The sequence below is a fragment of the Streptomyces sp. 4F14 genome (genome assembly GCF_048159485.1).
Lineage (GTDB): Bacteria > Actinomycetota > Actinomycetes > Streptomycetales > Streptomycetaceae > Streptomyces.
On sequence record NZ_JBLRVY010000018.1, the window covers coordinates 115,262 to 129,410 of the forward strand.

Below are 14,149 nucleotides of genomic sequence, written 5' to 3' on the forward strand. Positions count from 1 at the left end.
CGCACCTCCCGATCAGGATAAGGAGTTGTAGCCACCCGCCCCCGTGGATAGTAAGTCCCCATGACGATCAGCCTCGGTGCCATCCTCCGCCCTCAACTCCCGCCGGAAGCCCTGAAGTCGGCGGTGCGGGCAGCCGACGACGCGGGACTGGACGAACTCTGGCTGTGGGAGGACTGCTTCCTCCAGGGCGGCCTGACCGCCGCGTCGGCCGCGCTGGCCTGGACCGACCGCGTACGCATCGGCGTGGGCCTCCTCCCGGTCCCCCTCAGGAACGTCGCCCTGACGGCGATGGAGACGGCGGCCCTGCACCGCATGTTCCCGGGCCGCCTGTCGCTCGCGGTCGGCCACGGCGTCCAGGACTGGATGGCCCAGGTCGGCGCCCGCCCGGACTCCCCGCTGACGCTCCTGACGGAGTACACGAACGCCCTGCGCGCCCTCCTGGCCGGCGAACGCGTCACCACCAAGGGCGCGTACGTCTCCCTGGACGACGTCGCCCTCGACTGGCCCCCGCAGACCCCCGCCGAGGTCCTGGTGGGCGGCATCGGCCCCCGCACCCTGCGCCTCGCGGGCCGGATCGCGGACGGCACCGTCCTGAACGAGTCGGCGACTCCGGACCGCGTACGGGAGATCCGCGCCGCCGCGCAGACCCCGCACCGCGTCGTCGTGTACGTCTTCGCCGCGACCGGCGCGGACGCGGCCCCGCGCCTGGCCCGCGAGCTGGAGAAGCAGAACCTGTCGGGGGTCGGCGTCGCCGGGGACGCGGAGACGATCGCGGCGGAGGTCCGCCGGTACGCCGAGGCCGGCGCGGACAGCGTCGTCCTCCTCCCGACGCCCGACGAACCCGACCCGGAGGGGTTCCTGAGGTTCACGGCGCGGGAGGTCCGCCCGCTGCTCCCCTGAAAATGAGCGGCGCCCCCACCCGCCTCCTTGCCACCATCCCCGCATGACCGACGATCCCACCTACGAGTCCCTCGTGGCCGAAGCCGAGGCCGCCCCCACCGACGGCTGGGACTTCTCCTGGTTCGAGGGCCGTGCCACGGAAGCGCGGCCCTCCTGGGCCTACGCCGTCTCCCTCGCCGCCCGCCTGGACGGCGCGGACGCCGCCCTGGACGTGGACACCGGGGGAGGGGAGGTCCTGGAGTTCGCGCTGTCCCGTACGGCCACCCCGCCCCGCGTGCTGGCGGCGACGGAGGCGTGGCCCCCGAACGCGGCGCGGGCGGCCCAACTCCTGCGCCCCCGGGGCGTGGTGGTCGCGCGGCCTGGGGAGGACGGCGAACTTCCCTTCCCCGACGCCGTGTTCGACCTCGTCTCCAGTCGCCACCCGATCCGTCCGCCCTGGCCGGAGATCGCCCGCGTCCTCACCCCGGGCGGCACCTACTTCGCCCAACACGTGGGCCACCGCAGCGCGTTCGAGCTGGTGGAGGAGTTCCTCGGGCCGCTCCCGGAGGAGGTGAGCCGCGACCGGCACCCGGAGGCCGAGGCGGAGGCGGCGCGGAAGGCGGGCCTGGAGATCGTCGGCCTGAGGGTGGAACGCCCGCGCATGGAGTTCTACGACATCGGCGCGGTCGTCCATTTCCTGCGCAAGGTGGTGTGGATGGTCCCCGGCTTCACGGCGGCCCGGTACGAGACGGAACTGAGGGCGCTGCACCGCCGTATCACCGCCGGGGGACCCTTCGTGGCGTACAGCGCGCGGCACCTGATCGAGGCCCGGCGGCCGGTCGCCGGATAAATGGCCAAGAATCGTCGCCGATCCTCCCCGATCTCCACAGGGTTTCCACATCGTTATCGCGAACGAGTGCCCGGAGCCCCCGGCATCACGTAGATTCAGCGTCGGCAATTCGCGCAAGCAAAGCTGCGTGGGCGTTACCGCGCAGCGGAGGGGGCTGCGCGGTGACGCCTTCGTCAAGGAGACGCCGCGCGCCGCGTTCCCCCGTGCGAGGGACCCCCGTACGCCCGCGTTTTCTGGCCACGAAACCCCCACGAACAGGGCTTCCACCCCCGGATCGGCGTCGTCGCGCGACTCCGGAGAGTAATAATTCGGCGTCGATGTGCACGACATCCCTCACGAAGGGTTATGGTGGAAACCCCCCCTCGGGCCGGTCCGTATCCCCCCCACGGACCGGCCCGTTTTATTGCCCGCCGGACCCCCGCCCGAACCGGCCTCCGCACAAACAGAGATCCCTACCCCGGATTAGGCGCCCCAACTCCCCCTGGGGGTAAGCTCCCCGCCTGCGGGGACCGCCGTTTAGGAGGGGCTGAACATCACGTGATCCTGCGCGACAAACTGCGCGGCCTGCTGGTCAGGCTCTACGCACGCCGGGTGGAAGGCCATCTCGACCACACCCAGGTGCCCAAGCACATCGGCGTCATCATGGACGGCAACCGCCGCTGGGCGAAGGCGTCGGGCTCGACCACGGTCCACGGCCACCGCGCCGGCGCCGACAACATGTCCGAGTTCCTCGGCTGGTGCGCCGAGACGGATGTGAAGGTCGTCACGTTCTGGCTCCTGTCGACGGACAACTTCGACCGCCCGAAGGAGGAGCTGATCCCCCTCCTCGGCATCATCGAGGACGTCGTGCGCACGCTCGCCTCGGACGGCCGCTGGCGGGTCCACCACGTCGGCACGAAGGACCTCCTGCCGGACCAGATGCAGCTGACGCTGAAAGAGGCGGAGCAGGCGACCGAGGACGTCGACGGGATACTGGTGAACGTCGCGATCGGCTACGGCGGCCGCCAGGAGATCGCCGACGCCGTCCGCTCGATGCTCCAGGACGCGCAGGACAGGGGCGTGTCGATGGACGAACTCGCCGAGTCCGTGGACATCGACATGATCGGCCGCCACCTCTACACGAGCGACCAGCCCGACCCGGACCTCGTGATCCGCACCAGCGGGGAACAGCGGCTGTCCGGTTTCATGCTGTGGCAGACCGCGCACTCCGAGTACTACTTCTGCGACGTGTTCTGGCCCGCCTTCCGCAAGGTCGACTTCCTGCGCGCCCTGCGCGACTACGCGGCCCGCCACCGCCGCTTCGGGGGCTGAGGGCGAGCCCGTCACCTCGGCGGGGACCACACACGTAACAAGCTGTTCACCAGGACGCCGCGCTTTGCCGTGGCATGACGGCGCAAATTAGAGGGCATAAGCCAAGCAGGTCGACACCCGACCCACGGGTGTCGGATCTCAGCGGACGGCACGGGGCCGTCCGCCCGGGAGGCCCTTTGCACCAGCCCGACCGTGCGGTCACGGCACGGACGAAGCAGTGGAGGGCCGGTCCCCGGCCCGTGCAAACGGGTCTCGGACCGGTCCAGCTCCACTCCGTCGCTCCCCGACCTCATCCGAGGGGGTACGTCCTTCCGTGGTGACCAGCACAAAGCGCCACAAGTCCGACCGGCGCACCTATGTTCTCGACACCAGCGTCCTGCTGGCCGACCCGTCCGCGATGACCCGTTTCGAGGAGCACGAAGTCGTGCTCCCGATCGTCGTCGTCACCGAACTGGAGGCCAAGCGGCACCATCCCGAGCTCGGCTACTTCGCCCGGCAGGCCCTGCGCCAGCTGGACGACTACCGGGTGAAGTTCGGCCGCCTGGACGCGCCCATCCCGATCGGGGAACTGGGCGGCTCGATCCGTGTCGAGCTCAACCACTCGGACCCCAGCATCCTGCCGAGCGGCTACCGGCTGGGGGACAACGACACCCGCATCCTGGCGGTGGCACGCAACCTCCAGGCCGAGGGGTACGACGTCACCGTCGTCTCGAAGGATCTGCCTCTGCGCATCAAGGCGTCCTCGGTCGGCCTCCTCGCCGAGGAGTACCGCGCCGAGCTCGCCATCACGGACTCCTCCGGCTGGACCGGCATGTCCGAACTGACCCTGCCGGGCGACCAGGTGGACGTCCTCTTCGAGGAAGGACACGTGTACGTCCCGGAGGCCGCGAACCTCCCCGTGCACACCGGCCTCACGATCCAGTCCGAGCGCGGCAAGGCGCTGGGCCGGGTCACCCCCGAGGGCAACATCCGCCTCGTCCGCGGCGACCGCGAGGCGTTCGGCATCAAGGGCCGCAGCGCCGAGCAGCGCATCGCGCTCGACCTGCTCCTCGACCCGGACGTCGGGATCGTCTCGATGGGCGGCCGGGCCGGCACCGGCAAGTCCGCGCTCGCCCTGTGCGCGGGCCTGGAAGCGGTCCTGGAGCGCCGCCAGCACAAGAAGGTGATGGTCTTCCGCCCGCTGTACGCGGTCGGCGGCCAGGAACTCGGCTACCTGCCCGGCTCCGAGGCCGAGAAGATGAGCCCGTGGGCGCAGGCCGTCTTCGACACGCTGTCGGCCGTCACGAGCCGCGAGGTCATCGAGGAGGTGACCGCGCGCGGGATGCTCGAAGTGCTCCCCCTGACCCACATCCGGGGCCGCTCCCTGCACGACGCGTTCGTCATCGTCGACGAGGCCCAGTCCCTGGAGAGGAACGTCCTTCTGACGGTCCTGTCCCGGATCGGCGCCAACTCCCGGGTCGTCCTCACCCATGACGTCGCCCAGCGCGACAACCTGCGGGTGGGCCGGTACGACGGTGTCGTGGCCGTGGTGGAGAAGCTGAAGGGCCACCCGCTCTTCGCGCACGTCACCCTCACCCGCTCCGAGCGCTCCCAGATCGCCGCGCTCGTGACCGAAATGCTGGAGGACGGCAGCATCTGACCCGGATCAGGCGGCAGTTCGGCGCCGTCCCGCAAAGGCCGAGAGCCTAGCGGGACGGCGCCCCTGTGCGGGAGGGTTCGCCGAAATCCCTTGCCCCACAGGCGATGTGAGCTTTCACACCCACCCCGGAATTGTCATCGGCGGCTGGTTACGGCAGAGTCTCGGTTCTGTCAGGCCCCGCGTACGACACAGCTGTACCCCCAGCGGTACGGCGCCCCAAACTTCACATACGACGTCGTACGCCGCCCAAGTACCACAAGGCGGCCCCTGTTTGAGGTCGCCGGTGGGCCAGCGCTTCCCGTGACCCCGTAGTTGGAGGCCAGCGCCAGGGGCACGTCGCGTCCGCCAGGGTCACCGAAGCGGGCGATGCTGGAAGGAAACCGTGTGAGCCGGGTCTCGGTCCGGGGGTTCGCAGTGGCTTCGGCCACCGCGGTCACCGCCGTCGGAAGCGTCGTGGGCGTTGCCTCGGGCAGCGTCGCCGCGCAGCAGAACAACGACGCACAGACGACGTCGGACGACGCCCTGCTCCTCGCGGACATCCCCGTGGGCCAGCAGGCCGAGGTCCAGACCGCCTCCCTGACGCAGCAGGCCGCCTACCAGGCCATGGCCGCGGACGAGAGCGCGAAGAAGGGCGCCGAGGAGGCGGCCCGCAAGGCCGCCGCCGAGATCGCCATCGCCAAGAAGGAAGCCGCCGAGGAGGCGGCCAAGGCGAAGGCCGAAGCCGAGGCCAAGGCGAAGGCCGCCAAGGGCGACTTCCCGATCCAGAGCTCCTACTCGATCTCCGAGATCCAGTCGATGGCCCGGCAGATGGTCGCCGGCGGCCAGTGGCAGTGCTTCTCGAACATCGTCGACCACGAGTCGAGCTGGAACTACCGCGCCGTGAACGCCTCCTCCGGCGCCTACGGCCTCTTCCAGGCGCTCCCCGGCTCGAAGATGTCCTCGGTCGGCTCCGACTGGCAGACCAACCCCGCGACGCAGATCAAGTGGGGCCTGAACTACATGAACGAACGTTACGGCAGCCCCTGTGACGCGTGGTCGTTCTGGCAGGCGAACAACTGGTACTAGGCGTACCGATCTCTCAACCTTCTTCAGCCCCTCCCGGTCCTTAGGGAGGGGCTGTTGCCCTGTACGGTCGGGTGCGGACGACTCCCAAGGAGGGAGTGGTGCGAAGACACGGGGTAAGAGGTCGGATCATGTCGCGGGTACCAGGGTGGCTCGGCAGGCTCGGTGCGGGCCTGTCCGAGATGGGTGAGCGGCTCGACGAGCGGCGCGCGGAGGTCGAGCGGGACGGCGGGGTGCTGGACGAGCCGAAGCCGAAGCCGGACCCCTCGCCGCCGGAGCCGAAGGCCCCGCCCCAGCAGGCTCCTCGCCGGGCTCCCCGCCCGGCCGTCCCCCGTACCGACCCCGCGACCGCCGTCCCCTGGGGGGTGCGGGTCGCCGCCGAGGCCGGGTGGCGGCTGCTGGTGCTCGCCGGGACCGTGTGGATCCTCATGCGGGTCATCAGCGCGGTCCAGCTCGTCGTCTTCGCCTTCGTCATCGGGCTGCTGCTGACCGCCCTGCTGGAGCCCGCCGTCGCCGCGCTGAAGCGGCGGGGCGTGCCGCGCGGGCTCGCGACCGCCCTCACCGCCGTCCTCGGCTTCGTCGTCATCGGGCTGCTCGGGTGGTTCGTCACCTGGCAGGTCATGGAGAACATCGACGACCTCTCCAACCAGATCCAGTCCGGCATCGACGACCTGCGCCGCTGGCTCCTCGACAGCCCCTTCCACGTCACCGACAAACAGATCAACGCGATCGCCAAGAACCTCCGCGAGGCGGTCGGCGACAACGCCGACGAGATCACCTCCGCCGGCCTCGAAGGCGTGACGGTCATCGTCGAGCTGCTGACCGGCATCCTCCTAGCGGCCTTCTCCACGCTCTTCCTGCTCTACGACGGCCGCCGCATCTGGGAGTGGACCCTCAAGCTGGTCCCCGCCGCGGCCCGCGAGGGCGTCGCCGGCGCGGGCCCGCGCGCATGGGCGACCCTGACGGCATACGTCCGCGGCACGGTCGTCGTCGCGTTGATCGACGCCATCTTCATCGGCCTCGGCATCTACTTCCTCGACGTCCCGATGGCCGTCCCCCTCGCCGTCTTCATCTTCCTCTTCTCCTTCATCCCGTTGGTCGGCGCGGTGGCCTCCGGCGCTCTGGCGGTCCTCGTCGCGCTGGTGACCCAGGGCCCCTTCACGGCCGTCATGACCCTCGCCGTCGTCCTCGCCGTCCAGCAGATCGAGGGCCACATCCTCCAGCCCTTCATCCTCGGCCGCGCCGTCAGCGTCCACCCCCTCGCGGTCGTCCTCTCGGTCGCGGCGGGCGGAATGGTCGCGGGCATCGGCGGCGCGGTGGTCGCCGTACCGCTGGTGGCGGTGACGAACACGGTGGTGGGGTATCTACGGCGGTACGCGAGCGAACAGGCGGAGCTGGAGGCGGAGTTGGAGCCTGTGACGGATACGCCCCTCAGGCCCGACGAGGAGTGAGGCGCCGGCGGGAAGGCGCTCTACGGCTGCGGGACCGGCTCGGCGTTCGGGATCTCGGTGGCGGCAGGACGATGGATGCTGCCGTCTGTGGCGTCCACGACCGCGGAGAGCTGCGTGCTGCCGTCGCGGGCGGAGAGGCGCCAGTGGATGCGCCATCGACCATCCCGGCGCTCAGCCAGATGAACAGGTTCCGCGCGCTCACCTCGACCCGGTGTGAGCTTGTACTCGGCCTCGAATATCTCCCACGCCTTGCGTTCGTCGATCCGGGGTTCTGGAAGTTCCGGGTCTTCGATGTGGCGTGCCATCAAGTCGATCATGCGGCCGGACGGCTCGATGGCGATGTTCAGCCGCATGGGCATGAGTACGTCACCACGCCAGCGGCGCCACTCGACCATCCACCCGATGTCCGTGGTCTCGTCGATGGCACGGACGCTCACCTTTGATCCCGCGATGGCCCAAGGCGCATAACCGGCAGCGTATTCCTCGGCGATCTTCCTGGCGCCGTCCGCGGAGTTGACGCTGCGGCTGATCCCCGGAATCTCGTAGGCGTAGACACCCTCACCGAGGTAACTGGGAGTGAAGTGAGCCGTGAACTGTTCACGGTCGGGCCAGGTAATCTCGGCGTACCCTCCGCCCTTGAGTGGCATCGAGACGACCGCAGTCCCGTCGCCATTGTCGAAGGACAGGGCACCCTTCACCGCGGGAGCCGAAACGAAAGCCTTTCCCAGAGCGTCATCGAGTGCGCGGGCCTGGACGGAACTCGCGGTCGGCACATTCGAGGGCTGCATCACGTGCGTGGGATGGATGACCATCACCCACGCGGCACCGACAAGGGCGAGGACGGGGACACCGGCGAACGCGGCGCGTCGTACGTATGCTCCGGGAATCGGGCGACCGATGCGGATACGGCGGTTGATCAGCAGGCCGATGACTGCTCCCGCGAGAGCGCCGGCAGTGTTGGCGACCAAGTCGTCGCTGTCACAGAGGCGGCTGATGAAAGGAACCGTGGCCTGCGCGGTCTCGATGGTGACCGTGAAGAGAATCCCGGAAGCCACGGCGAAGAGGGAACGCCGGGTCGCGAGTGCGGCGAACAGCCCGAAGGGAGCGAACAGAAGGACGTTGAGCTGCCCCTGGGTGCTGGTGAACGCCACAAGAACGTCGGTGTTGACGGCACATTCGTACGTCATCACGCCGCTTCCCGACCACGAGGTGAGCATGACGGGTCCAGCTGTCGATGACCCCCACAGCGCATAGAAGACAGCTTGCGTCCGGCTCATTCTGCCGGCCACAAAGAAATAAGAACCGAGGCCCACCGCCACGGTTACCGATACAGCCAGGGCCAAGAACATGAAGTGGCCTTGGAAAACGGCGTCAATCAAGGTGTTTCCTCATTCTGAAGCGCGAGACACCCCACAAGGCGTCCCGCGCTACACAGCCAGAATACAAGCGGTCAGATCAGCACGGATCTGCCGGAGGTGTGATGTAAGTGGTGCCCCCACTGGTGACCAGCTTTCCATAAAAGGCCGAGCAGCTGGCGCTCACGTTCCAGCTCCGCTCGTAATGGAAAGGCGCGCTGGTCATATTGATGAATCCAGAGTAAACGCTGGAGCCGGAACGCTCATAACCGAGCCGAGCGGAGAGGCTACTGCCGCCGGTGCGGTAGTAGTTTACCGTCACATAGTTTCCGGAGGTCTGGGTTCTCACGCTCAGAACACCATTCGAAAGACTGGTGCAGCGGTCCCACTGAGTAATGCGACCATCGCTGGGGCAGGAAGTGGCGCCGGCTGCGGACGCGGGTACGGCATTAATGCCGAGTGCCGCTAACGCTGCTACTCCGACTATTGCCGCACGTGCACCTGATTGCATGGCTTGAACCTCGTTATCCGAAAGAATTGAAATGATCATGGATGCGTCGCAATTTATCACGGACCTCATGAGCGGTAGTCGTCGATTTCGGGCGTCGATCCAATGATGTCCAAATCTGATGGCCGCTGTCCGAAAGGATTCACCGCGCTGCATCGTGGGGCCTGGGGCGCTCCTGAGCCCGCCCCCTCTGCTGTGACCCTGTTTCGAAGCCGTGACAATCCTCCCTGACCTGCGGAAACAAAGCCCAGGTCAGGGGCTACACACCCCGCGTATACCTACCGCGTATACACCGCATGTACAGTCCTCCCCATGTCCATCGGTCACACCCTCCTGGGTCTCCTGGAGTCCGGGCCCCGTCACGGTTACGACCTGAAGCGGGCCTTCGACGAGAAGTTCGGTCATGATCGGCCGCTGCACTACGGCCAGGTCTATTCGACGATGTCGCGGCTGTTGAAGAACGGCCTTGTGGAGGTCGACGGTATTGAGGCCGGTGACGGCCCGGAGCGGAAGCGGTACGCGATCACCGGGGCCGGCATCACCGATGTCGAGCGGTGGCTCGCGACGCCGGAGAAGCCGGAGCCGTATCTCCAGTCGACGCTGTACACGAAGGTCGTGCTGGCGCTGCTGACGGGCCGCGCCGCGGGCGACATCCTCGACATGCAGCGCTCGGAGCACCTGCGCAGCATGCGCATCCTCACCGACCGCAAGCGCAAGGGCGACCTCGCGGACCAACTCATCTGCGACCACGCCCTGTTCCACCTGGAAGCGGACCTGCGCTGGCTGGAGCTCACCGCCGCGCGCCTGGAGAAGCTCCGCGAGGCGCTGACCCGATGACCACTCAACTGACCCTCTTCACAAGGACGGTGGCCCCGTGACCGCACCCGCCGGCTCCCTCCTCGCCGCGGAGGACCTCCGCAAGGCGTACGGCCCCACCATGGCGCTCGACGGCGCCGAGTTCTCCATCCACCCCGGCGAGGTCGTCGCCGTGATGGGGCCCTCGGGATCGGGGAAGTCCACGCTGCTGCACTGCCTCGCGGGGATCGTGACGCCCGACTCGGGCTCGATCCTGTACGACGGCCAGGAGATGGCGACGATGAACGACGCCCGCCGCAGCGCCCTGCGCCGCTCGGAGTTCGGGTTCGTGTTCCAGTTCGGCCAGCTGGTGCCGGAGCTGACCTGCGTCGAGAACGTCGCCCTGCCGCTCAGGCTGAACGGCACGCCCCGCAAGGCCGCCGAGAAGACGGCCCTGGGCTGGATGGAGCGCCTTGAGGTCGACGACCTGTCCCGCAAGCGCCCCGGCGAGATCTCCGGCGGCCAGGGCCAACGCGTCGCGGTGGCAAGGGCGTTGGTGACCAGCCCGCGCGTCCTGTTCGCCGACGAGCCGACCGGCGCGCTGGACTCCCTGAACGGCGAGCGCGTGATGGAGCTGCTGACGGAGGCGGCCCGCACGACGGGCGCGGCGGTCGTCCTGGTCACCCACGAGGCCCGCGTCGCCGCCTACTCGGACCGCGAGATCGTGGTCCGCGACGGCAAGTCCCGGGACATGGAGCGCGTCGTATGAGGAGCTGGACCCGGGACCTCGGCATGGGGATGCGGTTCGCGTTCGCCGGGGGCCGCGAGGGCTGGTCGAGGGCGCTGCTGACGGCCGTCGGCGTGGGCCTCGGAGTCGCGCTGCTGCTGCTCACGGCGGCCGTGCCGAGCGCGCTGAGCGCACGGGACGCGCGGGAGGACGCCCGCTCGGACTGGACGTACAACGCCGACACCGAGCCGAAGAAGTCGGACCGCACGGTCCTGGTCGCCCGCGCCGACTCGACGTTCCGCGAGGAGTCCGTACGCGGCCGGCTGGTCGAGCCGGAGGGACCGCACGCGGTGCTGGCGCCCGGCGTGAAGGAGTACGCGAAGGCGGGCGGCATGATCGTCTCGCCGAAGCTGAAGGAACTCCTCGCCTCCGACTCGGGGAAGCTGCTGAAGGAGCGGCTGCCGTACGAGGTCGTCGGGACGATCGGGAACCAAGGCATCGTCAACTCACAGGAGTTGTCGTACTACGCGACCGTCAAGGACCTGAAGGCGAAGACCAGCGAGGGCCGGGTGATGCGGCTGGACCACTTCGGGGACAACCGGACGAAGCAGTCCCAGGCGCCCGACCCGATCCTCGTGCTGCTCACCGTCATCGTGATCGTCGTACTGCTGATGCCGGTCGGCGTGTTCGTCTCGGCGGCCGTACGGATCGGCGGGGAGCGCCGGGACAAGCGGCTCGCGGCGCTGCGGCTGGTGGGGTCGGACGCGCTGATGACACGGCGGATCGCGGCCGGCGAGGCGCTCGCGGGGGCGCTCCTCGGGCTCGTGTTCGGCGCCGTGTTCTTCGTGACGGGCCGTCAACTCGCGGGCCAGGTCGAGCTGAGAGAGATCAGCGTGCAGTCCGGCGACCTCAACCCCTCGCCGCTCCTCGCGCTCCTGGTGATCGTCGCGGTACCGGCGGCGGCCGTCGGGGTCACCCTGCTCACGCTGCGCGGCGTCGTCATCGAACCGCTGGGCGTCGTCCGTACGGCCCGCCCCTCGCGGCGCCGGCTGTGGTGGCGGCTGCTGCTGCCGATCGCCGGGGCCGGGGCGCTGTACCCGATGATCGGGCAGGGCCGCGACCGGGGCACGTTCAACGAGTACCTCGTCGTCGCCGGTGTGATCCTGCTGCTCGTCGGCGTGACCGCGCTGCTGCCGTGGCTCGTGGAGATGACCGTCTCGCGGCTCGGCTCCGGCGGGGTCGCCTGGCAACTGGCCGTCCGACGGCTCCAGTTGAGCAGCGGTACGGCCGCCCGGATGGTGAACGGGGTCGCGGTCGCGGTGGCCGGGGCCATCGCGCTCCAGATGCTGTTCGCCGGAATCGGCGGGTACTACACCAAGGACACCGGGCAGGACACCACGCGCGCGGCCATGGAGGTGCAGGTCCCCTCCTACGACCGGCTCACCGCGTACAAGACCGCGCTCGACAAGACGCGGGGCGTGGAGAAGGCCGTCGGCCTCGCCTCGACCTACATGGGCGACCAGACGTACTTCAAGTCCGAGGACGGCAGCGGGCGTTACGTCCGGGTCACGCTCGGGGACTGCGCGAGCCTCCAGGAGGTCGCCAAGCTGCCCTCCTGCCAGGACGGTGACGTCTTCCGGATGCCCAGGGACACGGTGGTGGGCGAGGATTACAGCGACGGCCTGGACGTGGGCCTCCTCAAGCCCGGCTCCACCGTCTACTTCAGCAAGGACCAGGACCGCCCCGGCCTGGCGCCGTGGACCGTCCCGGCCGGCATCAAGTCCGCCCGCGCGGTCGACGACCCCACGGGAGACCGCCGTTTCGGCCTGCTGATGACGCCGAAGGCGATGCCCGAGAACATCGAGAAGACCGCGTACGGCAGCGTCTTCGTCACCCTCGACAAGTCCCTGCCCGACGCGGTCGAGTACGCCCGCAACACGGCGGCGGTGCTCAGCCCGACGTACGAGCCGATGATGTGGCACGAGACGCGGACCTCGGACGAGTACGCCAAGATCCGCACCGGGCTGCTGGTCGGCGCGACCTGTGTCCTCGGCCTGATCGGCGCGAGCCTCCTCGTCTCGCAGCTCGAACAGCTGCGGGAGCGGCGGAAGTTGCTCTCCTCGCTGGTCGCCTTCGGCACCCGGCGCCGGACGCTGTCCCTGTCCGTCCTGTGGCAGACGACGGTCCCGATCGCCCTCGGCCTGGTCCTCGCGACGGGCATCGGTATCGCCCTGGGCTCGATCCTGCTGGCCATGACCGGTACGCAGATCCGCATCGACTGGTCCGGCGTCCTGACGATGACCGGGATCGCGGCGGGGGTCGTCTTCGCGGTGACGCTGCTGAGCCTGCCGCCGCTGCTGAAGCTGCTGCGGCCGGACGGGCTGCGTACGGAGTGACTGAGTAGCAACTCCGGTTCCCCGTCGGCACCTTGGGCGGGACGAGGGGGAACCGGTACAGGGCGGCGTGGGGAATCAGGGCCGCCCTCGGGCGAGCGGGCCGTGGGGGCCTGCTCGCCCGATTCCCTTTTACGGACGCTCAGTTCACGGTTCGGACGGGCAGCGGCCGCAGCGACTCCCGCAGGGCCGCCGCCAGTTCGCGGTACTCGCCCGCCCGCGCCGCCCCGGTCCGCGTCACCAGGGCGATCCGGCGGGCGGGCGCGGGAGTTGAGAACGTCGAGACGCGCAGGTGCGGATTGCGCGCGGTCTCGACGGTGACGGCCGTACTCGGCAGCAGCGTGCAGCCGAGGCCGCCCGCGACGAGTTGGACGAGGGTGAAGAGGCCGGCGGCCGTCGTCGTGACCGGGGTGTCGCCCCGGCCGACCTCGCGGCAGATGTCGAGGGCCTGGTCCCGCAAGCAGTGGCCCTCGTCGAGGAGCAGGAGATTCACCTCCCGCAACTTCTCGCGGGGGACGTCCTGTTGGCCGCCGAGCGGGTGGCCCAGCGGGGTCACCAGGACGAAGTCCTCGTCGAACAGGGGGAGTTCGACGACGCCCGGGACGCCCAGGGGGACAGCGAGGAGCAGGAGGTCCAGGCGGCCCGTCGTGAGGCCGTCCAGGAGGCTCGTCGTCTGCTCCTCGTGGACCTGGAGGTCGAGCGCCGGGTAGCGGCCGTGCACCAGCTCGATGACCGTCGGCAGCAGGTACGGCGCGACCGTCGGGATGACCCCGAGGCGCAGCGCCCCCGTGAACGGAGCGCGGACCGCCTCCGCCTCCTCAAGCAGCGAGCCGACCTCCGCGAGCACCGACCGCGCGCGGACGGCGATGCGTTCCCCTGCCGGGGAGAGCAGCACCTTGCGCGTCGTCCGCTCCAGGAGCGTCACGTCGAGGGCCTCCTCCAGCGCGGCCACCGCCCCGGACAACGCGGGCTGGCTCATGCCGATCGCGGCGGCGGCGTCCCGGAAGTGCAGGTGTTCGGCGACTGCGGCGAACGCGCGCAACTGGGCCAGACTGGGCTGGCGCCTTCTGGCCCCGACGTTACCCACGGTCACTGATAACCACCTCCGATCAACACTCCCGAGTGTATCTATTTCCGTAATTAATGCACCTTGTGCAAGCATCTGCCTCGTCCGAACCC

11 protein-coding genes are annotated in these 14,149 nt (G+C 69.3%); 9 read left to right on the forward strand and 2 right to left on the reverse strand.

The features are described from left to right. Nucleotides 1-60: 60 nt before the first annotated feature. The 6 genes from ACLZOT_RS28835 (at nucleotide 61) to ACLZOT_RS28860 (ending at nucleotide 7,192) form a co-directional block, all read left to right on the forward strand. Nucleotides 61-900 carry an LLM class flavin-dependent oxidoreductase gene (locus ACLZOT_RS28835; protein WP_416972025.1) on the forward strand — a complete coding sequence of 280 codons (840 nt, stop codon included), beginning with the start codon at nucleotides 61-63 and terminating at the stop codon, nucleotides 898-900. A gap of 43 nt (nucleotides 901-943) precedes the next feature. Beyond that, complete coding sequence (locus ACLZOT_RS28840) at nucleotides 944-1,729, forward strand: class I SAM-dependent methyltransferase (protein WP_416972026.1); 786 nt, start codon at nucleotides 944-946, stop codon at nucleotides 1,727-1,729. A 537-nt stretch (nucleotides 1,730-2,266) separates the two neighbouring features. Continuing rightward, the gene (locus ACLZOT_RS28845) at nucleotides 2,267-3,040 is read left to right on the forward strand and encodes an isoprenyl transferase (protein ID WP_416972027.1); all 774 of its coding nucleotides are present in this window, start codon (nucleotides 2,267-2,269) and stop codon (nucleotides 3,038-3,040) included. Nucleotides 3,041-3,353: 313 nt separating this feature from the next. Next, on the forward strand, nucleotides 3,354-4,679 hold the full coding sequence (locus ACLZOT_RS28850; RefSeq protein WP_416972028.1) for a PhoH family protein: 1,326 nt from the start codon (nucleotides 3,354-3,356) through the stop codon (nucleotides 4,677-4,679). Nucleotides 4,680-5,063: 384 nt separating this feature from the next. Next, nucleotides 5,064-5,744, forward strand: a complete 681-nt coding sequence (locus ACLZOT_RS28855) for a transglycosylase SLT domain-containing protein (protein WP_416972029.1) — start codon at nucleotides 5,064-5,066, stop codon at nucleotides 5,742-5,744. 128 nt (nucleotides 5,745-5,872) lie between these two features. Next, nucleotides 5,873-7,192 carry an AI-2E family transporter gene (locus ACLZOT_RS28860; RefSeq protein WP_416972030.1) on the forward strand — a complete coding sequence of 440 codons (1,320 nt, stop codon included), beginning with the start codon at nucleotides 5,873-5,875 and terminating at the stop codon, nucleotides 7,190-7,192. 20 nt (nucleotides 7,193-7,212) lie between these two features. Here ACLZOT_RS28860 and ACLZOT_RS28865 read toward each other — a convergent pair whose 3' ends face one another. Continuing rightward, a complete protein-coding gene (locus ACLZOT_RS28865; protein ID WP_416972031.1) occupies nucleotides 7,213-8,571 on the reverse strand; it encodes a VanZ family protein in 1,359 nt (452 codons plus the stop codon). A 796-nt stretch (nucleotides 8,572-9,367) separates the two neighbouring features. Between ACLZOT_RS28865 and ACLZOT_RS28870 the strand changes: the two genes are divergently transcribed. The 3 genes from ACLZOT_RS28870 to ACLZOT_RS28880 are packed head-to-tail and all read left to right on the forward strand — an operon-like array spanning nucleotide 9,368 to nucleotide 12,973. Next, a complete protein-coding gene (locus tag ACLZOT_RS28870) occupies nucleotides 9,368-9,892 on the forward strand; it encodes a PadR family transcriptional regulator (RefSeq protein WP_416972032.1) in 525 nt (174 codons plus the stop codon). Nucleotides 9,893-9,929: 37 nt separating this feature from the next. Next, nucleotides 9,930-10,619: an ABC transporter ATP-binding protein gene (locus tag ACLZOT_RS28875; RefSeq protein WP_416972033.1), complete on the forward strand. Its 690-nt coding sequence runs from the start codon at nucleotides 9,930-9,932 to the stop codon at nucleotides 10,617-10,619. Further along, on the forward strand, nucleotides 10,616-12,973 hold the full coding sequence (locus ACLZOT_RS28880) for an FtsX-like permease family protein (protein WP_416972034.1): 2,358 nt from the start codon (nucleotides 10,616-10,618) through the stop codon (nucleotides 12,971-12,973). The genes ACLZOT_RS28875 and ACLZOT_RS28880 overlap by 4 nt, the downstream gene beginning before the upstream one ends. A gap of 139 nt (nucleotides 12,974-13,112) precedes the next feature. Here ACLZOT_RS28880 and ACLZOT_RS28885 read toward each other — a convergent pair whose 3' ends face one another. Further along, nucleotides 13,113-14,063 carry a hydrogen peroxide-inducible genes activator gene (locus ACLZOT_RS28885; RefSeq protein ID WP_416972035.1) on the reverse strand — a complete coding sequence of 317 codons (951 nt, stop codon included), beginning with the start codon at nucleotides 14,061-14,063 and terminating at the stop codon, nucleotides 13,113-13,115. Nucleotides 14,064-14,149 lie beyond the last annotated feature (86 nt).

Excerpts from the sequence above, each read along its gene's own strand:
- ACLZOT_RS28880 (WP_416972034.1), top strand. The coding sequence starts at position 10,616 with ATGAGGAGCTGGACCCGGGACCTCGGCATGGGGATGCGGTTCGCGTTC.
- ACLZOT_RS28840 (WP_416972026.1), top strand. The coding sequence starts at position 944 with ATGACCGACGATCCCACCTACGAGTCCCTCGTGGCCGAAGCCGAGGCC.
- ACLZOT_RS28835 (WP_416972025.1), top strand. The coding sequence starts at position 61 with ATGACGATCAGCCTCGGTGCCATCCTCCGCCCTCAACTCCCGCCGGAA.
- ACLZOT_RS28870 (WP_416972032.1), top strand. The coding sequence starts at position 9,368 with ATGTCCATCGGTCACACCCTCCTGGGTCTCCTGGAGTCCGGGCCCCGT.
- ACLZOT_RS28860 (WP_416972030.1), top strand. The coding sequence starts at position 5,873 with ATGTCGCGGGTACCAGGGTGGCTCGGCAGGCTCGGTGCGGGCCTGTCC.